The following is a 24,321-nucleotide window of genomic DNA, read 5'->3' as shown; positions in this document are numbered from 1 at the left end:
TCCTCGGTTGGTCGGAGAGGATCTTTGAGCGCGTCCGTCAGGGCTCGACGAGCCGCAGCACGCCGTAGTTGTACCCCTGACGCAGGTATACGACGCTCGGCTGCCCGCTCTCCTTGTCACGGAACAGGTAGAAGTCGTGCCCCACCAATTCCATCTCGAGAAGTGCCTGGTCGATCGTGATGGGATCGGCCTTGTGGAACTTCTCCCTGACCATCAACGGCCCGTCTCCGTCCATCTGGATCGGGATGATGGTCTTGTCCTCGGAAAGGTCGGCCTCGGCCTGCTCGGTGAGCGACCGGTCCGGGGCGCTCTCGAACGTCTCCGCGAGCGCGGTGGCCGTCAGCTCGGCGACCGAGGGGGGGCAGTGGTTGCCGTGGTGGACCTTTCTCCGGTCGGCGAGGCGCCGCAGCCGTCCTTCGAGCTTGCCGAGTGCGATGTCAAGGGCGGCGAAACGGTCGTCGGCCGAGGCCTCCGCCCGGACCGCTGGACCACGTGAATGAATGGTGAGCTCGACGCGCTCTCGCTGATCGACGATACGGGGATTACGTTCCTTGGACACCTCCACGTCAACGCGAATGAGCTTGTGGTCCAAACGCTCGATCCTGGCCAGCTTGGTGTTCACGTGGTCACGGAATCGGTCACTCACTCCGGTGTGCCGACCCTTGACGATGATCTCCATGCACGGCCCCCCTTCGAATCTCGACGGTGGTACTGCGGCACCCGCTCGGCCGACCTGGTCTTCGTCCCCACATCCGCCTGCTGAGGGTTTCGCAGCTCTTTGCCACTACATGCCCTTCTCTTCTGGCGAGGAACATCTGGCTCCCCGGGAAGGCAGGACTTACCTCTAAGCCGCACCGTGATCGATCGACGAAAAGTCGTCTTACGTGGACCGTTTGGCCTGCGGCTGGCATCGGCTAGCCGTGCCGGCCTCCTGTCGGAGGTCGGTCCGGCGCAACCACGGACCCGAGCGGGTGCCATGGCTCAGACGCTATCCGCATCCCGGCCGAATGTCAGCTTGGCGATCGGGTCAAGGATCACTTTGTGTGGTTCACAGCCTGTCGGCCGATCATCAGAGACCCTGTCCCCACGGGTGGGCGGTGCCGGAGGCGAGGGCCGCTCGCCACCGCTGAGCAGCCCAGAGGACACGATCGAGACAGTGAGGTGTGGCGCTGGAGTGAGATGGGACGTCGAGCCGCTCTTTACCCTCCGTCACGTTCGCCGGTTCGGACTCTCCGGCGTGTCGCGGCGACCGTGGCGGCGAAGGACGGCGTCACGCCGACCTCGCGCATCGCCCTCGCCGCCTCCGCGAGCGTCGCTCCGGTGGTGACGATGTCGTCGACCAGCACAATCGCCTCTGTGCCACCCCAGGAGCGCGGCACAGGCGCGTTGCGGCCGACCGTGACAGAGAAGGCCGCGGACAGATTCGCGGCCCGCTGGGGCGAACTCAGCCCCGCCTGGTCGGCGACACGCCGCCGCTGGGCGAGCACCCTCGCCACGGTCGCGGGCCAGCCGGCCTGGCGGAGGCAACCGGCCGCCAGCTCCGCGAGCCTGGCCACCGGATCGTGCCCGCGGCGCCGGTGGGCCGCTCGGGCGCTGGGCACCGGCACGAGCAGCACCGGCCGCTCGCCGGCCGCCGTGGCGACGGCCAGGGCGAGGGCCCCGGCCAGGGGAGGGGCGAGGGCCGTGCGGCCGCGCTCCTTGTAGGCGATGACCGCCCGCCGTACGGCGGGGGTGTATTCGGCCGCCGACCAGCACTCCGGCAGGCCCGGCGGGGCGGGGTCGGGCATCCGGCGCGCGGGCGTTCCGTGCAGCTCCGCCGCGCAGCGGGGACAGACGAGGGAGCCCGGCGCGTCGCATCCGGCGCAGCGGGGCGGCAGGATCAGGTCGAGCATGGCGGTCGTCACCAGCCCAAGGTGTCATATCGCACCGACAAAAAGCCCAGCCCAGGGCACCGGCCGGGACACCACCCCCGTCGCGGGAGGCCCGGGGCGGCCCGTGGTCAAGACGGCTCAGCCCAGGGGGAAGGCCGGCGAGGACGGGCCGTTCTCGGTGAAGTCCGTCGAACCGGTCTCGTTCTTGACCAGCGGCTCCCACTTGGTGGAGGTCCAGTAGAGGACCTGCCGGTGGCCCTGGTCGTCCTTGGCCCCGGCCAGCAGGATGCTGTCCAGCGCGGTGATGCTCTCTATCCCTATCCGCGAGTCGAAGGCCAGGGGCTTCGGCTCGGCGGTGACCGACGCCTCCAGCAGTTCCGACTTGCCGGTGAGCGCGTAAAGGGTCTTGCCGTCCTTCCAGGCTATGTCCTCGATCGTCCGCTTGCCCTCACTGTCCACCACGATCTGGAGGTTGGCGATGCGCGTGTTCTCCCGCTCACCGATGACGGTGCCGACGTGGACCTGCTCGCCCAGCCCGTCCTTGACCACCACCGCGACGTGCACGCCGTCCCGCGCGACCTTCAGCGACTTGACGTAGACCGTCTCCAGGTCGGGGGCCGACACCCGGTAGCGGTGCTTGTTGTCACCGTCGTGCCTGGTCACGATCGAGGTGTGGTCGTTGGGCCGGTCGACGGTCCAGAGCGTGTTGTAGCGGTCCCACGACGGCTGGATGAGGGAATCGCCGCTGGCCCACACCCGCCACTCGCCGCCCGCGGCGAGCGGCGCGACGGAGACGCTCTTGCCGTCCTGGGCGAGCGCCGCCACCTGCTGCACCGGCTGGCCGCTGATCGCCGGGCGGGTGAGCCCACTCTTCTTCTGGCCGGCCCTGCCCGGCACCGGCCGCCCGACGTTCTCCTTGTCCAGCAGCCACAGGGCGCCGTCGGCGAGATAGAACGAGGTGACGGTGTCGGGGGTCGTCCACGGGTCGAAGTTCGACTGCTCCTGGGCGTCGATCTGCAGCGGCGTGTCGGCGTAGTACGACTCGCCCTTGACCTTGACCTCGAACCCCCAGCCGCCCTTGGTGAGCGCGGTGAGCGTCGCGGCGAGCTGGGCCGACATCGGGTCGATCAGGTCGGGGTCCACCCGCCTGGTGAGGTCGACGACGACCCGGTTGTTCTCGGTGGTGACGTCGATGAGCTCGGTGTCGGCGAGGGCGGAGCGCACCGAGCCCTTGAGGGAGCTGCTCGGTCCCCGAAGCAGCCGCTCCACGGTCGTCTTGGCGAAGTTGGCGGCCGGGTCGATCGGTACCCGCACCTGATCGACCACCAACCCCTTCCAGTGGGAGTCGAGGAAATAGAGATCCACGGGGAGGTAGCCGCGGGCGACGTCGGCCTCGGAGAGCAGGAGCCCGTCGGGGGCCGCGCTGATGCGCCACTCCCCGCCCGCTTCCTTGGCGAGCGTGAAGGGCTGGTTCAGCGGGCCGCCGCTCGGACGGTAACGGCCGTCCTGATCGATGAAGGCGGTTTTAGTGCCCTTGAGCGTGACCTGGGCATGCTTGTCCTCCTCCCGGAGCGGCGCGAACTTCTCGTAGTCGCCCTGCCGGTAGACCGTGACGCCGCCGTGCGGGTTCCACTTGTCCGCGAAGTCACCGGTGAGGTACTGGCGGGCGACCTGGAAGTCGGGGTCGTCGGGGCTCGCCATCGCGGCGCGGAAGCCGGTGACGACCTCCTCCGGCGACCACGCGGCCTTCGGCGGCATGGCGACGACCCGCGCGTACGGGTTGTCCAGCGGGTTGCCCTTGCGCTCGTTGTCGACGGTCACGACGGACTTGCCGCCGGTGGGGATGACCGAGCAGGCCGACGCCCCGCAGACCAGGGTGACGGCCAGGATCGCCGTCCCCGCCTTCCGCGCGTTCTCAGTCCGCATCGCGTCCCCCGTCGGCCACCGCCGGCGACAGCACCGGCGTCATGTGCCCCCGCCACGTGCGGCGCATCTCCACCTCCGGCGGTACCAGCGGCAGCGGCGAGCCCCGAAGGACCGCCCCCGCCACCCTGGGCAGCGAGAGCCGGAACTGCGACCCCTCCCCGTGCGAGCCCCAGGCCTGCAGCCAGCCGCCGTGCAGGATGGCGTCCTCCCTGGAGATCGCCAGGCCCAGCCCCGTACCGCCGATCGTGCGCGCCCTGGACGGGTCGGCCCGCCAGAACCGGTCGAAGACCAGGTTCTCCTCGCCGGGTTTCAACCCCACCCCGTGGTCGCGTACCGCCACCGCCACCGCGTCCCTGTCGGCGGCGACCGAGACGACGATGTCCCGGCCCTCGCCGTGCTCTATCGCGTTGAACAGCAGGTTGCGCAGGATGCGCTCGACCCTGCGGCTGTCCATCTCCGCCATGCAGGGCTCGCCGGGCAGGCGCAGGTCGAAGCGGGTGGAGTGGCGCTCGGCCAGCGCCTCGGAGTCGGCGACGGCGCGCAGCACCACGTCCCTGACGTCCACCGAGTCGACGTCGAGGTCGGCCGCGCCCGCGTCGTAGCGGCTGATCTCCAGGAGGTCGGCGAGCATCGCCTCGAACCGGTTGAGCTGGTTCTGCATCAGCTCGGCCGACCTGGCCGCCATCGGGTCGAAGTCCTCGCGGGCGTCGTAGAGCAGGTCCGCGGCCATCCGCACGGTGGTCAGCGGGGTGCGCAGCTCGTGCGAGACGTCCGAGACGAACTGCCGCTGGACCTGGGAGAGCTCCTCCAGCTGGTGGATCTTCAGTGCCAGGTTGGCGGCCATCTCGTTGAAGGAGGTGGCCAGGCGGGCCAGGTCGTCCTCGCCGCGGACCTTCAGACGCTCGTCCAGCCGCCCTGCGGCCAGCCGCTCGGCGGCCTGCCTGGCCAGCCGCACCGGCGTGACGACCTGGCGGGTGACCAGGGAGGAGATCGCGGCCAGCAGCAGCACGAGGCCGGCGCCGACAAGGATGATCATCTGCTGGACGGAGGCGAGCGTCTTCTCCTCCTTGTCCAGCGGGACGAGGTGGTAGATCTCGTACGACGAGTCGAGCCTGGTCCCCCAGGTGTCGAGGCGGGTGCCGATGATCATCCCGGGCACCGGCTGGTCCGGTTGCCCCTTGTAGTACAGCGGGGTGTACCAGGTGCTGTCCTCGCCCGCCTCCCTCTTGAACAGCTCGTCGCGCTGCCTGGCCGGGATGCTGACGGGATCGATGTTCGTGGTGCCGTAGAACTCCCCCGGCAGTCCCTCGTTACGGATGATCACCGAGTAACGGCTGGCGGACCCGGCCCGCCGCGCGAGCGCCTCGGTGGCCTGGCTGAGCGGGCTGCTTCCCCCCGGCTGGAGCGCCTGGCCCGACTCGACGGGCTGCTTGGCGGCCTCGGCCGGCTGGTTGAGATAGCCGAGCACCGCGTTCCTGTCGGCCTGGGCCTCGCTCTTCGCCGCGCTCTCCCTGGTCTCCAGGGTGGTCCTGACGATCTGCTGCATGAGGAAGACGCCGAGCACGGCGACGACCACGATGGAGATGACCATCGTGCTGGTGACCACGCGCAGCTGGAGCGAGCGCCAGAAGACACGGCGCACCCTCCCGGCCGCCCGCCGGGTGCGACGCCGGACACCCCGCAGCAGCTGGCGCGGGGTGCGGCGGCGTTTCTTCGGTGCGGGAGGCATCTCGGGCTCCGGGGGGAGTCTCGGCTAGGCCGGGCCGGCCTTGTAACCGACCCCCCGGACCGTCACGACGATCTCGGGATGCTCCGGATCCTTCTCGATCTTCGCTCGCAGTCGCTGGACGTGCACGTTGACCAGGCGGGTGTCGGCCGCGTGACGGTAGCCCCAGACCTGTTCGAGCAGGACCTCGCGGGTGAAGACCTGGCGCGGCTTGCGGGCGAGGGCGACCAGCAGGTCGAACTCCAGCGGGGTGAGGTTTATGGTCTCCTCCTCCCGCTTGACCGAGTGCCCGGCGACGTCGATGGTGATGTCGCCGATCTGCAGGATCTCCGGCGTCGGCTCGTCGGTGCGGCGCAGCCTGGCTCGCACCCTGGCGACGAGCTCCTTGGGCTTGAAGGGCTTGACGATGTAGTCGTCGGCCCCGGACTCCAGGCCGAGCACCACGTCGATGGTGTCGCTCTTGGCCGTCAGCATGACGATCGGCACCCCGGACTCGGCCCGGATCCGGCGGCAGACGTCGATCCCGTCGGCGCCGGGCAGCATCAGGTCGAGCAGTACAAGATCCGGCCGAGTGTCGCGGAACGCGTCGAGCGCCTTGTCACCATCGGAGACGAAGGAAGGTTCGAAACCCTCCCCGCGCAGCACGATACCGAGCATCTCGGCGAGAGCGGCGTCGTCGTCGACGACCAGCACGCGTCCTTTCATGGCCCCTCATTCGGTTTACGCAGTTCGGGAGTTATTGGGATAAACCGCTCGGTCGTCGAAGATTACCCTTGCCCGTCAAGTAGATGACACCGGCCGACGACCAGCCTTCCAAATGACGAACTTTAGGCGCACACAACGTGAAGCGCGCAATGGTGCCCCCGCACGGTCACCACCGGTCCCGGCGACTGCGAACGCCGGGCGGCGATGACCACGCTCCCAGTCTGCGGTAAACGACGGCGTCTCGGCCATCCCTCTGGCATCTCCGCCGCTCTCCGGGGAGATGAAACGTCCGCGTGATCGCCCGATCACCACGAACGGTGTGACCACATGCCAGGATTGGGATATGTCAGACGGTCACGGCTCCGCTCCCGGTACGCCCCCGGGCTGGGCGTCCAACCAACCTCCGCCGTACGGCGATGCCCCGGGATCGCCGTGGACCGCACCCGGCTCGGCCCCCGGCTCCCCCGCGGGCCCGCCGCCTTCCGGGCCGCCCCACGGCCAGGCACCGTACCAGCAGGGCCCCTACGGCCCGCCGCCCCATGGCTCGCCGCCCTACGGCCCGCCGCCCTACGGCGTGCGCCAGGAGCCCCCCGCGATGCGCCCCGGGATCATCCCGCTGCGCCCGCTCGGCCTGGGCGACATCCTGGACGGCGCGATCAAGCTGATCCGTTCCAACCCCAAGAGCGTCCTGGGCCTGTCCGCGATCGCCGCGGCGCTGAGCGCGATCCCCTTGGCGATCGGGGAGGCGCTCCTGCTGGGCTCCACCGCGGCGACCCTGGAGAACCTGACGGACCGGAGCGCGCCGGCGAACCTCCCGGAGACGAGCTTCCTCGCCCAGTACGGCGGCACCCTGCTCTCCTACGCGGTGCAGCTCGTGGCGGTGACGCTGCTGACCGGCGTGCTGACGCGCATCCTGGGCCGCGCCGTCTTCGGCGGCAGGATGACGGCGGGCGAGGCCTGGACGCTGACCCGGAGCCGGGTGCCCACGCTGTTCGGGCTGGTGATCGTCAGCATGGTGGCCATACTCGCCCCGCTGCTCCTGATCGTCGGACTGTTCGCCGCGCTTGACGCGGCCGGTGCCGGACTCTCCGCGGTGGTCATCGCGGGCCTGCTGGCGCTGCTGGCCTTCGTGGCATATGCCATGTTCATCACCACCCGGCTGGCGCTCGCCCCCGCGGCCGCGGTGCTGGAGCGGCTCGGCGTCGTCGAGTCCCTGCGCAGGTCCTGGAACCTGGTCTCCGGCGGCTTCTGGCGGACACTCGGCATCCTGCTGCTCACCCAGTTCATCGCCGGTGTGATCGGCACGTTGCTCTCCCTCCCGTTCACCCTGGGCGGGAGCCTCCTGGGCCTGCTGGGCGGAGGTTCCCTCGGGGCGCAGATCGCCACGGCGGTCCTCATCGCCGTGGGCGCGACCGTCGGCGCGATGATCACCTATCCCTTCCAGGCCGCGGTCAACGGCCTGCTCTACGCCGACCGGCGGATGCGCACCGAGGCGTTCGACCTGGTGCTCCAGACCGCGGCGATCGAGCAGCGACGGCAGGGCTGGGTGCACGCCTCGGCCGACGACCTGTGGGACCCCTCCGTCACGCCCACCGGCCCCGCGCGGCATGGGTTCCCCGATCAGGGAGCTCCGTGGTCCCACTCCTGACGTTCCCGTTCCCGACGTCCCCGATCGACATCGAGCGCGAGGAGGCTCGACGCCGGGCGATCCAGGAGCTGCTCGGAGCCGAGTACGCCAAGGAGTCCCTGGTCGACCGCCTCTGGCGAGGGGTGAACCAGTTCCTCGGCGACCTGCTCGACCAGGAGTCCGCGGGCGTCGTCGGCAGCCTGGCGGCGCGGGCCGTCCTCATCGTGATCGTGATCGGGATCATCGTCGCGGTGTTCCTGGTCGCCCGCAGGACCACCAGAGGCACCTTCGCGCGCGCGGGGGGTCTCTTCGGCGACCGCCGCCTCACCGCCGCCGAACACCGCGAGGCCGCCGAGCGGCTGGCCGCGGAGGCGCGGTGGGCCGAGGCGGTCCGCGAGCGGCTCCGGGCCGTCGCCCGCGACCTGGAGGACCGCGTGATCGTCGACTCCACGCCCGGCCGCACCGCCGGGGAGCTGGCGGCCGAGGCCGGGCGCGCGCTACCCGCGCTCGCCGCCGAGCTGGCCGCGGCGGCCCGGGTGTTCGACGACGTGACCTACGGCGAGGTGCCCGGCACGCCCGAGGCCTACCGGGTCATGTGCGCTCTCGACGAGCACCTGCGCGCCGCCCGCCCGGCGCCGCCCGTACGGATGGAGACGCCATGAGCCTGGCCGCGCCCGAGCGAGCCGGGTCGACCTCCACCTCACCGACCGCCCGCGGCCTCTGGCGCGGCGGCAGGGGCGCCCTCCTGGTGGCGATCCTCGTGGTCGCCGTCGCCGTCGCCGGCGTGCTGCTCGGCGGCTCCGGCCAGGCGGGAAGACCTCTCGACCCCGCCGACACCTCACTGTCCGGCGGCAAGGGCCTGGCCCGGCTGCTACAGGCACGGGGGGTGCGGGTCGCGCGGGTCACCTCGGTCGCCGAGGCCGAGTCCCAGGCCAGGCAGGCCGGTTCCACGGGTAGCACCCTGCTGGTGAGCGACATCTCCCCGCTCGACGAGGCGGAGGCGGATCGGCTCGCCGCGACATCGTCGGACCTGCTGCTGGTGGGCGTACGGTCACATCTGGAGCGGCTCGCGCCGGGGGTGAACCCGGTGCGGGAGGTGCGGGCGCGCTCCCGCGAGCCCCGGTGTGCGCTGCCGGCCGCGACGAGGGCGGGCAGCGCCTACCTCGGCGGCACGGCGTTCACCCTGCCCGCCGGGGCGACCGGCTGCTACCCCGCCGACGGGCGGCCCACCCTGGTCTTCCACCCCACCGGAGACCGGAAGGTCACCGTCACGGGCGACGGGCAGTTCATGACCAACCTGCGGCTCGCCGAGGACGGCAACGCCGCGCTGGCGATGAACCTCGCCGGTGGCCGGCCCACCCTGATCTGGCTGACGGCCCCCGAGACCGCCCCGCCGGCGGGGGGCCAGGCGGGTTTCTACGACCTGATCCCCGAAGGGGTCAGGTGGGCCGTGGTGCAGGTGCTCGTCGCGGTGCTGCTGCTGGCGCTCTGGCGGGGCCGCAGGATCGGTCCCGTGGTGGCCGAGCGGCTGCCCGTCGTCGTCAGGGCGGCCGAGACCGTCGAGGGACGTGCCAGGCTCTATCGTGCGAGGCGTGCCCGCGATCGGGCCGCCGCGGCCCTGCGCGCCGGCTTCATCGACCGGGTGACCCCCCGTCTCGGGCTGCCCTCAAGGGCGGGAGCCGACGCGCTGGTGAACGCGATCGCCGAGCGGACCGGCCAGCCGGCGCCACATGTGGGCGCCGCCCTGTACGGACCTCCGCCACTCGACGAGGCGGGGCTGGTAGCCCTGGCCGAATACATGGACATCGTGGAAAGGCAGGTCGGAAAGTCGTGACCACACCACCGGGGAACGGCGATCTCGCCGAGGCGACCTCCGTCGTCAGGACCGCGCCCGGCGCACCCGCCGCGCCGAGCGCGGACGGCGCCAGGGAGGCGCTGGGAGCCCTGCGCGCCGAGGTCGCCAAGGCGGTCGTCGGCCAGGACGCCGTGGTCACCGGGCTGGTGATCGCGCTGCTCTGCCGGGGCCACGTGCTGCTCGAAGGCGTGCCGGGCGTCGCCAAGACCCTGCTGGTGCGTACCCTGGCGGCGGCGCTCTCGCTCGATTTCAAGCGCGTGCAGTTCACCCCCGACCTCATGCCGGGCGACATCACCGGTTCGCTGATCTACGACGCGAAGACCTCGGAGTTCGAGTTCCGCGAGGGTCCGGTCTTCACCAACCTGCTGCTCGCCGACGAGATCAACAGAACCCCTCCGAAGACGCAGGCCGCGCTGCTGGAGGCGATGGAGGAGCGCCAGATCAGCGTGGAGGGTACGGCGCGCGGGCTGCCGGACCCGTTCATCGTGGCCGCCACCCAGAACCCCATCGAGTACGAGGGCACCTACCAGCTGCCCGAGGCGCAGCTCGACCGGTTCCTGCTCAAGCTGACCGTCCCGCTGCCGCCCCGCGACCAGGAGATCGCGGTGCTGGAGCGGCACGCGCTCGGCTTCGACCCGCGCGACCTGTCGCACATCAAGACCGTGGCCACCGTCGCCGACCTCGCCGCGGGACGCGCGGCGGTCAGCCAGGTGTACGTGGGCCCCGAGGTGCTCGGCTACATCGTGGACATCGCCAGGGCCACCCGCCAGTCGCCCTCGCTCCAGCTCGGCGTCTCGCCACGTGGCGCGACCGCGCTGCTGGCCGGGGCACGGGCCTGGGCATGGCTGTCGGGCCGCGCCTACGTGACGCCCGACGACGTCAAGGCACTGGCCAGGCCCGCGCTGCGGCACCGGATCCAGCTACGCCCCGAGGCCGAGCTGGAGGGCGCGACCGCCGACGGCCTCATCGACGCCGTCCTCGCCTCCGTCCCCGTACCCCGCTGACCCATGGCGCTGACAGGACGGGCCGCGCTGCTGGCCCTGCTGGGCACCCTGGTCGTGCTGTTCGCCCCCCGTGGGGGGCCTGCCGTGGCCGGGGTGGCACTGCTGATCGCGGTGCTGGTCGTGATCGACCTGCTGCTGGCCGGAAGCGTGCGCCCACTGCGCTTCACCCGCTCGGGCGAGCGGCTGGTACGGCTCGGCGAGTCGGTCACGGTCGAGCTGATCGTGGAGAACCCCGGCCCCCGCAGGGTGCGCGGCGTGCTCAGGGACGCCTGGCCCCCGTCCGCCGGGGCCACCCCCCGGCACCTGCCGCTGGACGTGCCGGCCGGCGAGCGCCGCCGGCTGGTCACGACGCTCACCCCCACCCGCAGGGGTGACCGCGAGGCGGTCACGGTGACGGTGCGGGCGCTGGGGCCGCTGGGCATCGCGGGCCGCCAGGGCTCGCACCGGGTGCCCTGGTCGGTCCGGGTGCTACCGCCCTTCCTCAGCCGTAAGCACCTGCCCGCCAAACTGTCCAGGCTCAGGGAGCTGGAGGGCCAGCATCCGTCGATGGTCAGGGGGCAGGGCACCGAGTTCGACTCGCTGCGGGAGTACGTGGTCGGCGACGACGTCCGCTCGATCGACTGGCGGGCCACCGCGCGCCGCAACGACGTCGTGGTCCGCACCTGGCGGCCGGAGCGCGACCGGCGGGTGCTGATCGTGCTCGACACCGGCCGTACCTCGGCCGGGCGGGTGGGCACCGCCCCGATCCCGCTGGCCGGCGAGGTACCGAGGAGCGACCGGCAGGGCAGGTCGCGGGTGGTGCCCGGCTGGCCCCGCCTCGACTGGTCGATGGACGCGGCACTGCTCCTGGCCGCGCTGGCCTCCCGCGCGGGCGACCGGGTCGACTTCCTGGCCCACGACCGCGCGGTGCGCGCCTGGGTGTCCGGCACCGGCCGTACGGAGCTGCTGTCCTCGCTGGTCAACACCATGGCTCCGATCGAGGCCGAGCTGGTCGAGGCCGACTCGGCCGGGATGGTCGCGGCGGTCATGTCACGAGCCAGGCGGCGCTGCCTGGTCGTCGTGCTGACCGACCTCAACCCGGCGGCGCTGGAGGAGGGCCTGCTGCCGGTGCTCCCCCAGCTCTCCGCCCGGCATCTGGTGCTCCTGGCCGCCGTCTCCGACCCGCAGGTGGCCGAGATGGCCGCCGGGCGCGGCACCTCCGAGCTGGTCTACGGCGCGGCGGCGGCCGAGCACCTGAGCGCGGGGCGGCGGCGGATCACCGCCCTGCTGCGCCGCCAGGGCGTGGAGGTGGTGGACGCCGCCCCCGAGCAGCTCGCCCCCGCCCTGGCCGACGCCTACCTGGCGCTGAAGGCGTCCGGGCGGCTCTGATGGTCGCCCGGACACCCTGACGGCGTGTCCGGGCCGCCGACGATGTCCGGGGGATCTGACGGCCTCCGGCCAGGCGCGTCGGCCCGGGGACCGTCACGTCACCGGCCCGGCGAGGCCGGGCGGGCCCGGAACGTCCGGTGGGGCGCTCAGCCGGCGCTCGGGGCGAGGTCGGGGGCGCGCTCCACGTCGCCGGTCTCGCCGGCGGCCACGGCCCGGCGGCCAAAGAAGATCACGTAGGCCAGGAAGGCCGCCTCCGCGACCACCCCGATGCCGATCCGCGCCCAGGTGGGCAGCCCCGAGGGGGTGACCAGCCCCTCGATCAGCCCGGAGATCAGCAGCACCACGACCAGGCCGAGTGCCACGCTCATCACGGCCCTGCCCTGCTCGGCCAGGGCCTCGACGCGCCTGCGCGGACCGGGGTCCACGACCGTCCAGCCGAGGCGCATGCCGACGGCGGCGGCGAGGAACACCGCGGTCAGCTCCAGCAGGCCGTGCGGGGTGATCAGGCCGAAGAAGATGTCGAGCTTGCCGCGCGAGGCCATCAATCCCGCGGAGACGGCCACGTTGACCGCGTTCTCCCACAGCACGTACGGGATCGGCAGGCCGAGCAGGATGGACATGATGATGACCTGCATCGAGACCCAGGCGTTGTTCACCCAGACCTGGCCGGCGAAGGAGGTCGCCGGGTTCTCCGAGTAGTAGTCGGCGAAGTCGTGCTCGACGAGCTGGGTGATCTGTTCCGGGGTGGCGATCGCCGCCTGGACGCCGGGGTTTTTCGCCACCCAGACGGCGACGACCGTGGAGACCAGCAGGAACGCGGCGGTGGTGGCCATCCACCACCAGCGGGCCCGGTAGGCGACCACCGGGAAGGAGACGGCGAAGAAGCGGATGAACTCCCGCCAGGCCGGGGTGTGCGCCCCGGTCACCGCCGAGCGGGCCCGGGCGACGAGCGCCGACAGGCGGCCCACCAGGATCGGGTCCGCCGAGGCCGAGCGGACCAGGGACAGGTGCGTGGCCACCCGCTGGTAGAGGTCGACGAGTTCGTCGACCTCCGCGCCGTCCAGCGAGCCACGCCGCCGGACCAGATCCTCAAGGCGGTCCCAGGCGGGCCGGTGCGCGGTGACGAAGGCGTCGATGTCCACGCGGGCAGCCTATCCAGTCACGGGTAGGGTGCTGATTGTGTCCGATGTCGTAACCGGCGAGGCCGTGGTCGTCGAGGTCCGTGTCGCCCAGCTCCCGAGCAGGGCCGCGGCGCTGCTGATCGACATGACGGTCCAGGTCCTGATGCTGCTGGGGATCTCCCTGCTGGTCGGCAGCCTGGGCCTGCTGAGCGACCCGGCTCTGACGACGATGGTCTACCTCGTGCTCACCGTGCTCGTGATCGTGGGATACCCGGTGGTGTTCGAGACGCTCACCCGCGGGCGCAGCCTGGGCAAGCTCGCCCTCGGACTCCGGGTCGTCAGCGACGACGGCGGTCCCGAGCGGTTCCGGCAGGCCCTGTTCCGCGGGCTGGCCGGGGTCCTGGAGTTCTGGATGCTCAGCGGCGCCCCCGCGCTGATCAGCTCGCTGATCTCGGAGAGGGGCAAGCGGCTCGGCGACATCTTCTCCGGCACCATCGTGATCTCCGAGCGCGCTCCGCAGCAGTACGGGCCTCCGCTGGACATGCCGCCGCAGCTCGCCTCCTGGGCGGCGACGCTGGAGCTGTCGCGGCTGCCCGAGCAGGTCGCGGCCACCGCGAGGCAGTACCTCATGCGCTGGCACGATCTGGCCCCCGCCGTGCAGCACGGGATGGGGGTGCGCATCGCCACCGAGATGTCGGCCTTCGTGTCCCCGCCGGCCCCGCCCGGCGTGCCGCCGTTCGCCTACCTGACCGCCGTCCTGGCCGAACGCCGGCGCCGCGAGCAGGCGCGCCTGGCGCAGCAGACCGGCGCGCACCGGCCCGCCCAGCAGTGGCCCGGCCACGCCTCGCCCCAGCCCTACCTGACCGCACCGTCGCCCCAGCCTTATGCGCCTCCCGGAAGCGGAGATCGGCCGTACGCCCCTCCCGGGGCCGCCCCCGATCCCTACGGCCGGCCCGCCTACCGGCCGTCACAGCCGCGGATCCCGCTCCCTCCCCCGGCCGGGCCGCCGTATCCGGCGTCCCCGCCGCCCGCGGCCCGGCCCGTCGAGCAGGTACCCGGCCCCACGCCGGGCGGTTTCGTCCCTCCGGCCTGACCTCCCCGGACAGGCACGCCGTACGGGCGGCGAGACATCGCCTTCGCCGCGCCTGCCCCAACGAGCCGTCCGCGGGCGAATCGCGAGAACGCGGCGCCACGGGTGCCCGGCAGGCGAGGAGGGATGGCGGGAGACCCGCCATCCCTCCTCTCACCGGACCTGCGGGCCCGGCACCGTTCTCACCTCAGGGCACTCAGTGACCGCCCCGGTAGGAGGCCTGGGTCTGCACGTTCAGCAGGTCCAGGCGCACGTTCCTGGCCGGGTCGGTACGGCGGTCGTCGATCTTGATGACCTCCAGGCCCCGGTAGAAGTCGCTGGCGTAGACATAGCCGTTGTAGTAGTACGCCGACCAGATGCCGCCGCCCCCGCCGTTCGGCTCGGGGCCCCGCTCGAAGAAGCCGAACTCCTGCGGGCGGGCCGAGTCGGTGAAGTCCACGAAGGAGACGCCGCCCTGGTACCAGGCCTGGACCAGGATGTCCTTGCCCTTGACCGGGATCAGCGAGCCGTTGTGCGCGACACAGTTCTCGGTGTCGGCCTGGTAGCGGCCGATCTTGAAGTAGCTCTTGAAGACCAGCTTGCCGCGGACGATGTCGTAGATGGCGTCGGCGCCGCGGTTCGGGCCGATCGCCTCGTTGCAGGTGGCCGCGCCACCGCCGCCGAGCTCGTCGGTGAAGATGACCTTGGTGCCCCTGTTGTTGAACGTCGCCGAGTGCCAGAACGCGAAGTTCGGGTCGGTGGTCCGTGCGGTGACCACCGGGTTCTCCCGGTCGGAGATGTCGAACAGGACGCCGTCCCCCATGCAGGCTCCGGCCGCGATGTCCTTCTCCGCGTAGACGGTGATGTCGTGGCAGCCACTGGTCGGGCGTAGCAGGCCGGGCTGTGTCTCGTTGCCGCCGTCGGGGAAGACGACCGGCGTGCTGACCACGGCCGCGTCGGTCGGCTTGCGCAGCGGCACCTTGATGATCGAGATCTTGTCGTGCGGCGGCAGGCAGTCGGGGAACGAGTCACTCGGGGCGTAGGAGGAGACGTACAGGTAGACGTTCTTCTTGTCCCTGCCCTTGCCGGGAACCAGCGTCAGGGTGTGCGAGCCACAGGCGGTTTCCACCGCCTTGATGTACTTGGGGTTCTTCTTGTCGCTGATGTCGAAGATCCGGACGCCTTCCCACGACTCCTTGATGTCGGCGCCCTGACCGACGCTGTTACAGGAGTCGTCGCTGCGGGAGTTGTCGACCGCGCCGAACAACAGGTCGCCGTAGACGGAGACGTCCATTTGGGAACCGGGGCACAGCACGCCGCTGACCAGCTTGGCCCGCTTCGGGTCCCTGATGTCGTAGATCGAGAAACCGCCGTAGTTGCCGACGTAGGCGTAGTCGCCCTGGAAGGCGATGTCGCTGTTGACGGTGGTCTCAAGGCCGGGAAGCTTGGGCAGGGTGGCCACGTGCGTCACGTTGGGACTGGTGACGACCTCACCGGGCGGGGGAATGTCGGCGGCCTGCGCGGAGACCGTGGTCATCAGCATCGCGGCGGCCGTCGCCGCCACGACCAATGCCCTGACGGTCCTTCGTGGAGCGAACACTCGGGTGCCTCCTTGGAACGGACATAAGGCATGCATAAATTAGCAAATTGTCCGCACTGACACCCGGGTCAACAAGCCATGACTTTGTCACAATAAAATATGATTCAACGTCTTTACTGAGGCCTTGAAAAAGTTTACGCTCTACCTCCTTTTCTCGGTTCGCCCCGGCGCTCCACCCCGTCACCGGTGATGGCCACCGGGCGCCCGTCGGGTGCCCGGTGGCCATCACGTCAGAGGTCAGTGACCCTTGTTGTCGGGCTGGTAGGAACCCTGGGTCTGCGGGTTCAGGTCCTTGAACTTGACCTTGTCGGCCTTGTCCGTGAGCTTGTCATTGATCTTCAGAACGTCAAGACCAAGGTTGAAGTCGCTGCCGTAGATGTGGCCGTTGTAGTAGTAGGCGGACCAGAAGCCACCGCTGAGCCTGTGGGCGCTGTCGGGGCCGCGCTCGAAGAAGGCGATCTCCTTGGCGTTGGCCGAGTCGGTGAAGTCCACGACCGAGATGCCGCCCTGGTACCAGGCCTGGACCATGATGTCCTTGCCCTTGACCGGGATCAGCGAGCCGTTGTGCGCGACACAGTTCTCGGTGTCGTCCTGGTGGCGGGGGATCTTGAAGTAACCCTTGAAGGCGAACTGGCCGCCGTCGATGTCGTAGTAGGCGTTGGCGCCGCGGTTCGGGCCGATCGCCTCGTTGCAGGTGGCCGCGCTGCCGCCGCCGAGCTCGTCGGTGAAGACGACCTTGGTGCCCTCGTTGTTGAAGGTCGCCGAGTGCCAGAACGCGAAGTTCTCGTCGTCCCGGACCGTGGCGGTGACCTTCGGGTCGACCGGGTTGGAGATGTCCATCAGGATGCCCTCGCCCATGCAGGCGCCGGCCGCGATGTCCTTCTCCGGGTAGGCGGTGATGTCGTGGCAGCCGCTCGTCGCCGAGGTGCGGTAGGGGTACGGCAGGCTCTCGCCGGGGTTACCACCGTCCGGGAACAGAACCGGCGTGGCGACGACCTCGGCGGCCGTCGGGTTCTTCACCGGCACCTTGATGATCGAGATCTTGTCGTGCGGCGGCTGGCAGTCCGGGAACGACGCGCTCGGGCTGTAGGAGGAGACGTAGACGTAGACGTTCTTCTTGTCCCTGCCCTTGCCGGGGACGAGAGTCAGGGTGTGCGAGCCACAGTTGGTCTCGACCGCCTTGACGTACTTGGGGTTCTTCTTGTCGCTGACGTCGAAGATCCGGACGCCCTCCCACGAGTCCTTGATCGAGGCGCTCTGGCCGACGCTGCTGCAGGAGTCGTTGTTGCGCGAGGAGTCGACCGCGGCGAAGAGCAGGTCGCCCTCGATGGCCAGGTCCATCTGGCCGCCGGGGCAGACCACCGAGCTGACCAGCGAGGTCTGGTTCGGCTTCTTGATGTCGTAGATCGAGAAGCCGCTGTAGTTACCGACGAAGGCGTAGTCGCCCTGGAACGCCATGTCGGTGTTGATGTCCGTCAGGTTGGCGGGCTTGGGCACATTGGTGACGTGCTCGATGTTCGCGCTCTTGGCGATCTCGCCGGGTGCCGGGATGTCGGCGGCCTGCGCGGGAACCGCGGCCAGCACCGTGGCGACGGCGACCCCGGCCACGAACAGGAAACGGCCGGTCAGACCCTTCCCAGAGGGGGTGGACACTCGTGAACCTCCTAGCTACATGCACTGATAAAGCGTGCATAAGTGCCTAAATCGTTCATCCTGCACGGTCGGTCAGGCAAGCCGTCACAGTGTCAGCAACTGTTTTCGATATGCGGCCTTTACGGACCACCCCGGGAGGGGTTACGGTCTTGCGGCATTGGACATACAGCCCGAAATACCCCGCATCTTCGGTGCGGGGCCCCCTCTCGTCATATCGGCCCGACCCGTTAGGGTTGGGGTGTTCCGCGGCAGCCACGTTGGACATGGCGTTCCAGACGGGACAGGGTGTGCCGTGTTCACGTGCGGGCTTCGGGCGTTCCCGGCCTGCGGACCGACAGATCCGACCGGCGGGCCGGAAGCTGAGATCCCCGGCTTTCCGGCCGTGGAAGGACGTCAATGGACATTCACCAAGGAGGCCGGGTGCGCGTCGCGCTCATCGCCGTGATCACCGCACTGTCTCTCAGCGCGTGCACCTCGGAGCCGGAGCCGTCCGCGGCCCCCCAGGCCCAGGCCCAGGCCTCGGCGCCGGTGATCGCCCCGGGCAGGCCGGGTGAGGTCGCCAGGACCGTCGACCCGAGCGAGGCCGCCACGCTCGTACCCCTGCCCACCGCCAACGCGGCCGACGTGAAGTACGTCCAGGACATGATCGTTCACCACCGTCAGGCCCTCGACATGTCCGCCCTGGCCCCGACCCGGTCCGAGCACACCAAGCTGAAGGGCCTGGCCTCCCGGATCAAGGACGCGCAGGGGCCGGAGATCCAGTTCATGACCACCTGGCTCCAGCAGCAGGGGCAGCGGGTTCCCGAACACCACGCCGGGCACGGCGACATGCCCGGCATGGCCACGCCGGAGCAGATGGAGGCGCTCAAGGCCGCCTCGGGCAAGGACTTCGACCGGCTCTTCCTCCAGCTCATGACCGCGCACCACCAGGGCGCCATCACGATGTCCGAGCAGGTCCTGACCTCCGGCTCACATGTGCGGATCGAGGAGCTGGCCAACGACGTCTCGGTCACCCAGAGTGCCGAGATCCGCAGGATGCGGGAGATGCAGGCCGAACTCTGAACCGCTCCCCCTCACGAACGACTCCGGTGGCCGACCGCCATCGGTCGGTGTCCGATGTCGTCATCCGACGCGAGGCACCCAGGGTGAGCGGAGTCTCCGACGGGGGATCCCCCTGCGCGGCCCGCTCGCCCGTTCAGGGTGACGCGTGGATCGCGGGCCGAGGTGCGGGCGTGACTACGAGCCGAGCCGCCACGAGTGGAGATACTCCCCCTGCTCGGGGGTGAGCTCGTCCGTCTCGATCCCGGCCGCGGCCAGCTTGAGCCGCGCCACCTCCACGTCGACCTCCCCCGGCACGTCGTAGACCCCCGGCTCCAGCCGCACCCGCTCACGGGCCAGCCAGGCCACCGAGAGCGCCTGCGCGGAGAAGGACATGTCCATGACCGCGGCGGGATGCCCCTCTGCGGCCGTCAGGTTCACCAGGCGGCCCTCGGCGAGCAGCAGGATCCTGCGACCGTCCGCGAGAACGTACTCGTCGGTGTTGGGGCGTACCCCCCGGTGGATCTCCTGTGCCAGGCCGTCCAGGGCGCGAACGTCGATCTCGACGTCGAAGTGTCCGGCATTGGCGAGGATCGCGCCGTCCTTCATCTCCGCCAGGTGCTCGCCCCTGATCACGTCGCGGTTGCCGGTGACCGTGACGAACACGTCCCCGGCGCGGGCGGCCGCCGCCATCGACCGTACGTCGTAGCCCTGCAGCAGGGCGTCCAGCGCCTTGACCGGGTCGATCTCGGTCACCACCACCCGCGCGCCCAGGCCCCTGGCCCGCTCGGCGACGCCCCGGCCGCAGTAGCCGAAACCGGCGACCACCACGGTCTTACCCGCGAGCAGCGTGTTCGTGGCGCGCATGATGCCGTCCATGGTCGACTGGCCGGTGCCGTACCGGTTGTCGAACATCCGCTTCGTCCGCGTGTCGTTGACCGCCACCACGGGGAACCTCAGGGCCCCCTCCGCGGCCATCTGGCGGAGCCTGATGATGCCGGTGGTGGTCTCCTCGCACCCCCCGGACACCGTCTGCAGCAGTTCGGTCCGCTCGGTGTGCAGGATGTTGACCAGGTCACAGCCGTCGTCCAGGACGATGTCGGGGACGATGTCGAGCGCCTGGTGGATGTGCTGGTAGTAGACGTCCCTGGTGACCCCCGCCCGCGCGTGCACGACGACGCCGTAGTCACGGAGCGCCTCGGCGACGTCGTCCTGGGTGGACAGGGGGTTCGACGCGGCCAGGGCGATCTCAGCCCCGCCCGCCCTGAGCGTGCCCATGAGCACGGCGGTCTCGGCGGTGACGTGCAGGCACGCGGCGATCCGCAGCCCTTCCAGCGGCCGCTCGGCGGCGAACCGCTCACCGAGGGCGGTGAGCACCGGCATCGCCCGCGCCGCCCACCCGATCCTCCGCTCACCCGCGGCCACCAGAGCGCTGTCCACGTCTCTCCCCAGATCGCCCGCCAGATCGCCCGAAGGCCCCCGCGAAACCGCGGGGGCCGATGAGACTCAACCGCAGTTATCAGTAACGGTAGTGCTCGGGCTTGTAGGGACCCTCGACGTCCACGCCGATGTACTCGGCCTGGGCCTTGGTGAGCTTGGTGAGCTTCACTCCCAGGGCGTCGAGGTGGAGGCGGGCGACCTTCTCGTCCAGGTGCTTGGGCAGCACGTAGACGCCGATCGGATAGTCGTCGGTCTTGGTGAACAACTCGATCTGCGCGATCACCTGGTTGGTGAAGGAGTTGGACATGACGAACGAGGGGTGACCGGTGGCGCAGCCCAGGTTCATCAGGCGGCCCTCGGCGAGCACGATGATCTGCTTGCCGTCGGGGAAGCGCCAGGTGTGGACCTGCGGCTTGACCTCGGTCTTCTCGATGCCGGGAATCCTGGCCAAACCGGCCATGTCGATCTCGTTGTCGAAGTGACCGATGTTGGACACGATCGCGTTGTGCTTCATCTGGGCCATGTGGTCGGCCGTGATGATGTTGAAGTTGCCGGTCGTGGTGACGAAGATGTCGGCGATGCCGACGACCTCGTCCAGCGTGGTGACCTGGAAGCCATCCATGGCGGCCTGAAGCGCGCAGATCGGGTCGATCTCGGTGATGATGACCCGGGCCCCCTGGCCCTTGAGCGCCTCGGCGCACCCCTTGCCGACGTCGCCGTAGCCGGCGATGACCGCCACCTTGCCGCCGATCAGCACGTCGGTGGCGCGGTTGAGGCCGTCGAGCACCGAGTGACGGCAGCCGTACTTGTTGTCGAACTTGGACTTGGTCACCGAGTCGTTGACGTTGATCGCCGGGAAGAGCAGCGTGCCGGCCTTGAACATCTCGTACAGGCGGTGCACACCGGTGGTGGTCTCCTCGGTGACGCCCTTGATGCGCGAGGCGACCTGGGTCCAGCGGCCCTCGTCGGTGACCGTGCGGCGGAGCAGGTCGAGGATGATGCCCCACTCCTCCGGGTCGTCCTCTCCCGTGCTGGGCACGGCGCCGGCCTTCTCGTACTCGGCGCCCTTGTGGACGAGCAGGGTGGCGTCGCCGCCGTCGTCGAGGATCATGTTGGGGCCGTCACCGCCGGGCCACACCAGGGCCTGCTCGGTGCACCACCAGTACTCCTCCAGCGTCTCGCCCTTCCAGGCGAAGACCGGGACGCCCTTGGGGTCCTCGGGGGTGCCCTCGGGGCCGACGACCACGGCGGCGGCGGCGTGGTCCTGGGTGGAGAAGATGTTGCAGCTCACCCAGCGAACCTCCGCGCCGAGCGCGACCAGGGTCTCGATGAGCACGGCGGTCTGGATGGTCATGTGCAGCGAGCCCATGATCTTCGCCCCGGCCAGCGGCTGGGCCTTGGCGTACTCCTCGCGGACGGCCATCAGACCCGGCATCTCATGCTCGGCGAGCTGGATCTCCCTGCGCCCAAAGGCCGCAAGGGAAAGGTCGGCGACCTTGAAGTCCATGTGTGGTTACCCCTCTGGTTGATGGGCGGTCCGCCTCACACCCTCGCCGATCACGCTTCGCTCTCGGGCCGGGCTCACCACTCCACCGGAAAAGTCGACGGTTGCGAGTTTAGGCGGCCGGGGAGCCTTCGCGCACCTTCCGAGCGGGTAACCTGACACAAGAATGTAAGCTTTCCCGAAAATCTGCGAAGAGGGGGCGGCGATGCGGATCACCGAGGCCGCCAGGAAGCTCGGCATGTCCCCCCGGATGCTCCGCTACCGCGAGGCACTCGGCCTGCTCCCGGAGATCAGGAACCAGGGCGCGCACCGGCGGTTCGGCCCCGAGGAGCTCTCCGCCGTCGCCCAGAGCGTCGAGCTGGAGAAACGGTTCGACATCTCCCCCGCCGAGCTGGCCTTCGCGCTGCGAACGCTGAGCGAGCCCGCGGTCGCCCAGGCCGTGCGGGACCTGGGCCTGCGGATCGGCCGTCTCCAGGCGCCCCGCAGGGCCCTGGACTTCGAGAAGGAGAAGGCGCTGCGGCTGCTCCAGCGCCCCCAGCCGTCTCGTCCGGATTCAGACTGAGCCGTTGACCCTGGATCTGTCCAGGTCGGGCTCCAGGTAGATGACGCGGGCCTCGGGGACGGCGGTGCGGACGCGCTGCTCGGCCTCGTCGATGCCCCGGGCCACCTCCGCGGCCGTGTCGTCGTGCTCCACCGCGATCTTGGCGGCGACCAGGATCTCCTCCGGGCCCAGGTGGAGCGTGCGCATGTGGATGACCCGGGTCACCTCGGGCGCGCTCTCCAGGGCCTGCGCGATGCGTGTCTCGACCTCGGGGCCCGCACCCTCGCCGATCAGCAGCGACTTGGTCTCGACCGCCAGGATGACCGCGATGATGGCCAGCAGGACACCGATCATCAGGGTGCCGATGCCGTCCCAGACGGGGTTGCCGGTCACCACGGCCATCGTCACGCCGAAGAGCGCGAAGAGCAGGCCGAGCAGCGCGCCCAGGTCCTCAAGCACGATGACCGGTAGCTCGGGCGACTTGGAGCGGCGGATGAACTGCACCCACGTCTGGTCTCCCCGGACCGCGTTGGACTCGATGATCGCCGTCCTGAACGAGAACGCCTCGGCGATGATCGCGAAGATCAGCACGCCGAAGGCCCATATCGGGGAGTTGAGCTCCTCCGGAGCGGAGATCTTGTGCCAGCCCTCGTAGAGCGAGAACACCGCGCCGATGGTGAACAGCACGACCGCCACCACGAAGGCGTAGAAGTAGCGCTCCCTGCCGTATCCGAAGGGATGCTGGGGCGTGCGCGCGCGCTGCGCGCGCTTGCCGCCGAGGAGCAGCAGCGCCTGGTTGCCCGAGTCGGCCACCGAGTGGACCCCCTCGGCCAGCATGGATGACGACCCCGTGAAGAAGGCCGCCACGAATTTGGCCACCGCGATCGACAGATTGGCGGCCAACGCCGCGATGATTGCCTTGGTACCGCCGCCCGCACTCACGGCAGCCTCCGCTCAGCTCATTGTTCCGGTAAAGATGAGACAGGATCCTATTGTGAAATCCTCGCCCTGACTTCTGTAATCGCCGACACAACGGTCGGGTCGATCCCGTACCCGAGAGCGAGGTACGCACTCGCGAAGTCTCCGAGGGCGATCAGCACGGCGAGCCGCTCCAGCGGGTGCTCCCCCTCGGCGACGATCTGCGTGACCGGAACGCCGCGATCCTCCGCCAGACGCACCGACGCCTCCCGGTGCCGTACGACCCGGGGGTGCTCCTCGACGTCGCGCAGCACGAACAGCCGGAGCGACCTGCCGCTCTCGTCGGCGAAGATGTCGCGGTGGGCGAGCGGGCCGTCGAGGGCGGCCACCTGGTTGTGGCCGACCTCGGGGAGCTCTCCCCACATCGCCGGATACCTACCGTTCACATTGAGCCCGCGGGCCCACTGGTGGGCCGCGACAGCCGCCACCGGGGAGGATCCCCAGATCATCGGCACGGTCTCGGCGATCTCCATGGCGAGTGACTTGCCGGGATTGATGAACGACTCGCTCGTCGGGCGGCAGCGGTGCGCGAGGTCCTCAAGGCGCCTGGCCACCCCCTCGAACACCTCCTCACCCGCTGTGATCAGGCCGAGCTCGGCCGCGGCGACGATCAGCGGGACCGACAGCGCCCATATCCCGGTACGGAGCCGGCCTCCTCCGTCCGTGACGGGCACGAACGGCGCTCCCGCCTGCCTGGCGATCGCGTGCAGCGGCGAATCGGGGGTACCGACGGCGAGCAGGCGGCAGCCTCGGCGGACGGCCTCGGCGGCCACCGTGAGCGTCTCCTCGGCCCCGCCCGAGCGCGACACCGCGATCACCAGGTCGGTCGCGCCGATCCAGCCCGGCAGCCGGTAGGACCTGACGGTCACGATCGGCAGCGGGGCGCCGTGGCCGCACACCACATTGAGGATGTCACCGGCGATGCCCGAGCCGCCCCCGCCGGCGACCACGACCGCCCGGGGCCGGCCGTCCTCGGCGAGCGAGGACAGGCCTGACTCCAGGGCGGCCCGGTGGGAGGTACGGACCTGCGCGGCCGAGTCGGCCACCGCCCGCAGCATGCCCGACGGGTCACCGTCGACCAGCTGTTCTCCTTCGTCGAGCCGATCGGGCTCCCAGTTCACGACTTCCGGGCCTCGTCGACCAGCAGGACCGGGATGTCGTCCCGGACCGGGTAGACCAGGCCGCAGGAGGCGGAGGTGCAGGACAGCTCGTCCACCTCGGGCTCGGCTCGTAGCGGAGACTTGCAGTTGGGGCAGGCCAGGATCTCCAGCAACCAGTCGTCGATCTTCACTCGT

At 70.2% G+C, this 24,321-nt stretch carries 21 protein-coding genes; 8 read left to right on the top strand and 13 right to left on the bottom strand.

All coding sequences use genetic code 11. The features are described from left to right. Window positions 1-37: 37 nt before the first annotated feature. The 5 genes from hpf to mtrA all read right to left on the bottom strand — a co-directional run bounded on the left by hpf (window position 38) and on the right by mtrA (window position 6,228). Window positions 38-679, bottom strand: coding sequence for a ribosome hibernation-promoting factor, HPF/YfiA family (gene hpf / locus ABT061_RS22240; protein ID WP_350920847.1), 642 nt, complete (start codon window positions 677-679; stop codon window positions 38-40). Between the two features lie 520 nt (window positions 680-1,199). Next, window positions 1,200-1,904, bottom strand: a complete 705-nt coding sequence (locus tag ABT061_RS22235; protein WP_350920844.1) for a ComF family protein — start codon at window positions 1,902-1,904, stop codon at window positions 1,200-1,202. 105 nt (window positions 1,905-2,009) lie between these two features. Next, complete coding sequence (locus ABT061_RS22230; protein ID WP_350920841.1) at window positions 2,010-3,797, bottom strand: LpqB family beta-propeller domain-containing protein; 1,788 nt, start codon at window positions 3,795-3,797, stop codon at window positions 2,010-2,012. After that, window positions 3,787-5,526 (bottom strand): MtrAB system histidine kinase MtrB, encoded by a 1,740-nt coding sequence (gene mtrB, locus ABT061_RS22225; protein WP_350920838.1) that lies wholly within the window; start codon window positions 5,524-5,526, stop codon window positions 3,787-3,789. The genes ABT061_RS22230 and mtrB overlap by 11 nt, the downstream gene beginning before the upstream one ends. A gap of 24 nt (window positions 5,527-5,550) precedes the next feature. Beyond that, window positions 5,551-6,228 (bottom strand): MtrAB system response regulator MtrA, encoded by a 678-nt coding sequence (gene mtrA, locus ABT061_RS22220; protein ID WP_030907316.1) that lies wholly within the window; start codon window positions 6,226-6,228, stop codon window positions 5,551-5,553. Window positions 6,229-6,571: 343 nt separating this feature from the next. Between mtrA and ABT061_RS22215 the strand changes: the two genes are divergently transcribed. The 5 genes from ABT061_RS22215 to ABT061_RS22195 all read left to right on the top strand — a co-directional run bounded on the left by ABT061_RS22215 (window position 6,572) and on the right by ABT061_RS22195 (window position 12,082). Beyond that, the gene (locus ABT061_RS22215; protein WP_350920834.1) at window positions 6,572-7,876 is read left to right on the top strand and encodes a DUF7847 domain-containing protein; all 1,305 of its coding nucleotides are present in this window, start codon (window positions 6,572-6,574) and stop codon (window positions 7,874-7,876) included. Then, window positions 7,861-8,517, top strand: coding sequence for a DUF4129 domain-containing protein (locus ABT061_RS22210; RefSeq protein WP_350920831.1), 657 nt, complete (start codon window positions 7,861-7,863; stop codon window positions 8,515-8,517). Before ABT061_RS22215 ends, ABT061_RS22210 begins: the two co-directional genes overlap by 16 nt. Then, complete coding sequence (locus tag ABT061_RS22205; RefSeq protein ID WP_350920828.1) at window positions 8,514-9,689, top strand: DUF4350 domain-containing protein; 1,176 nt, start codon at window positions 8,514-8,516, stop codon at window positions 9,687-9,689. Before ABT061_RS22210 ends, ABT061_RS22205 begins: the two co-directional genes overlap by 4 nt. Before the next feature lie 101 nt (window positions 9,690-9,790). Next, window positions 9,791-10,714 (top strand): AAA family ATPase, encoded by a 924-nt coding sequence (locus tag ABT061_RS22200; protein WP_350921120.1) that lies wholly within the window; start codon window positions 9,791-9,793, stop codon window positions 10,712-10,714. A 3-nt stretch (window positions 10,715-10,717) separates the two neighbouring features. Then, complete coding sequence (locus ABT061_RS22195; protein WP_350920825.1) at window positions 10,718-12,082, top strand: DUF58 domain-containing protein; 1,365 nt, start codon at window positions 10,718-10,720, stop codon at window positions 12,080-12,082. Between the two features lie 146 nt (window positions 12,083-12,228). Here the strand turns inward: ABT061_RS22195 and ABT061_RS22190 are convergent, their stop codons facing one another. Beyond that, window positions 12,229-13,224, bottom strand: a complete 996-nt coding sequence (locus ABT061_RS22190; protein WP_350920822.1) for a stage II sporulation protein M — start codon at window positions 13,222-13,224, stop codon at window positions 12,229-12,231. A gap of 37 nt (window positions 13,225-13,261) precedes the next feature. Here ABT061_RS22190 and ABT061_RS22185 point away from each other — a divergent pair, with 37 nt between their 5' ends. Then, window positions 13,262-14,296, top strand: a complete 1,035-nt coding sequence (locus ABT061_RS22185) for an RDD family protein (protein WP_350920819.1) — start codon at window positions 13,262-13,264, stop codon at window positions 14,294-14,296. A 193-nt stretch (window positions 14,297-14,489) separates the two neighbouring features. On the opposite strand, the gene ABT061_RS22180 is transcribed toward ABT061_RS22185, so the two are convergent. After that, window positions 14,490-15,872, bottom strand: coding sequence for an LVIVD repeat-containing protein (locus ABT061_RS22180; protein WP_502991463.1), 1,383 nt, complete (start codon window positions 15,870-15,872; stop codon window positions 14,490-14,492). A 237-nt stretch (window positions 15,873-16,109) separates the two neighbouring features. Continuing rightward, entirely contained in the window at window positions 16,110-17,525 is a 1,416-nt protein-coding gene (locus ABT061_RS22175) for an LVIVD repeat-containing protein (protein ID WP_350920816.1), read from the bottom strand. A 420-nt stretch (window positions 17,526-17,945) separates the two neighbouring features. On the opposite strand from ABT061_RS22175, the gene ABT061_RS22170 reads away from it, so the two are divergent. After that, window positions 17,946-18,587: a DUF305 domain-containing protein gene (locus ABT061_RS22170; protein ID WP_350920813.1), complete on the top strand. Its 642-nt coding sequence runs from the start codon at window positions 17,946-17,948 to the stop codon at window positions 18,585-18,587. Window positions 18,588-18,761: 174 nt separating this feature from the next. On the opposite strand, the gene ABT061_RS22165 is transcribed toward ABT061_RS22170, so the two are convergent. Continuing rightward, the gene (locus ABT061_RS22165) at window positions 18,762-20,003 is read right to left on the bottom strand and encodes an adenosylhomocysteinase (RefSeq protein WP_350920810.1); all 1,242 of its coding nucleotides are present in this window, start codon (window positions 20,001-20,003) and stop codon (window positions 18,762-18,764) included. Between the two features lie 79 nt (window positions 20,004-20,082). Further along, on the bottom strand, window positions 20,083-21,510 hold the full coding sequence (gene ahcY, locus ABT061_RS22160) for an adenosylhomocysteinase (protein WP_350920807.1): 1,428 nt from the start codon (window positions 21,508-21,510) through the stop codon (window positions 20,083-20,085). 202 nt (window positions 21,511-21,712) lie between these two features. Here ahcY and ABT061_RS22155 point away from each other — a divergent pair, with 202 nt between their 5' ends. After that, window positions 21,713-22,069, top strand: coding sequence for a MerR family transcriptional regulator (locus tag ABT061_RS22155; RefSeq protein WP_350920804.1), 357 nt, complete (start codon window positions 21,713-21,715; stop codon window positions 22,067-22,069). Here ABT061_RS22155 and ABT061_RS22150 read toward each other — a convergent pair. The 3 genes from ABT061_RS22150 to ABT061_RS22140 are packed head-to-tail and all read right to left on the bottom strand — an operon-like array spanning window position 22,061 to window position 24,317. After that, entirely contained in the window at window positions 22,061-22,990 is a 930-nt protein-coding gene (locus tag ABT061_RS22150; RefSeq protein WP_350920801.1) for a cation diffusion facilitator family transporter, read from the bottom strand. The genes ABT061_RS22155 and ABT061_RS22150 overlap by 9 nt on opposite strands. Window positions 22,991-23,037: 47 nt before the next feature. Then, entirely contained in the window at window positions 23,038-24,147 is a 1,110-nt protein-coding gene (locus ABT061_RS22145; protein ID WP_350920798.1) for an SIS domain-containing protein, read from the bottom strand. Further along, window positions 24,144-24,317: a Trm112 family protein gene (locus ABT061_RS22140; protein ID WP_012888128.1), complete on the bottom strand. Its 174-nt coding sequence runs from the start codon at window positions 24,315-24,317 to the stop codon at window positions 24,144-24,146. Before ABT061_RS22140 ends, ABT061_RS22145 begins: the two co-directional genes overlap by 4 nt. Window positions 24,318-24,321: the final 4 nt, after the last annotated feature.

This window comes from Streptosporangium sp. NPDC002544, from assembly GCF_040295965.1.
Classification (GTDB): Bacteria; Actinomycetota; Actinomycetes; order Streptosporangiales; family Streptosporangiaceae; genus Streptosporangium.
Note: the sequence above shows the minus strand (reverse complement) of the source record. Positions and strands in the feature narration are given on the sequence as shown.

Excerpts from the sequence above, each read along its gene's own strand:
- ahcY (WP_350920807.1), bottom strand. The coding sequence starts at position 21,510 with ATGGACTTCAAGGTCGCCGACCTTTCCCTTGCGGCCTTTGGGCGCAGG.
- mtrB (WP_350920838.1), bottom strand. The coding sequence starts at position 5,526 with ATGCCTCCCGCACCGAAGAAACGCCGCCGCACCCCGCGCCAGCTGCTG.
- ABT061_RS22155 (WP_350920804.1), top strand. The coding sequence starts at position 21,713 with ATGCGGATCACCGAGGCCGCCAGGAAGCTCGGCATGTCCCCCCGGATG.
- ABT061_RS22215 (WP_350920834.1), top strand. The coding sequence starts at position 6,572 with ATGTCAGACGGTCACGGCTCCGCTCCCGGTACGCCCCCGGGCTGGGCG.
- mtrA (WP_030907316.1), bottom strand. The coding sequence starts at position 6,228 with ATGAAAGGACGCGTGCTGGTCGTCGACGACGACGCCGCTCTCGCCGAG.
- hpf (WP_350920847.1), bottom strand. The coding sequence starts at position 679 with ATGGAGATCATCGTCAAGGGTCGGCACACCGGAGTGAGTGACCGATTC.
- ABT061_RS22230 (WP_350920841.1), bottom strand. The coding sequence starts at position 3,797 with ATGCGGACTGAGAACGCGCGGAAGGCGGGGACGGCGATCCTGGCCGTC.
- ABT061_RS22205 (WP_350920828.1), top strand. The coding sequence starts at position 8,514 with ATGAGCCTGGCCGCGCCCGAGCGAGCCGGGTCGACCTCCACCTCACCG.
- ABT061_RS22195 (WP_350920825.1), top strand. The coding sequence starts at position 10,718 with ATGGCGCTGACAGGACGGGCCGCGCTGCTGGCCCTGCTGGGCACCCTG.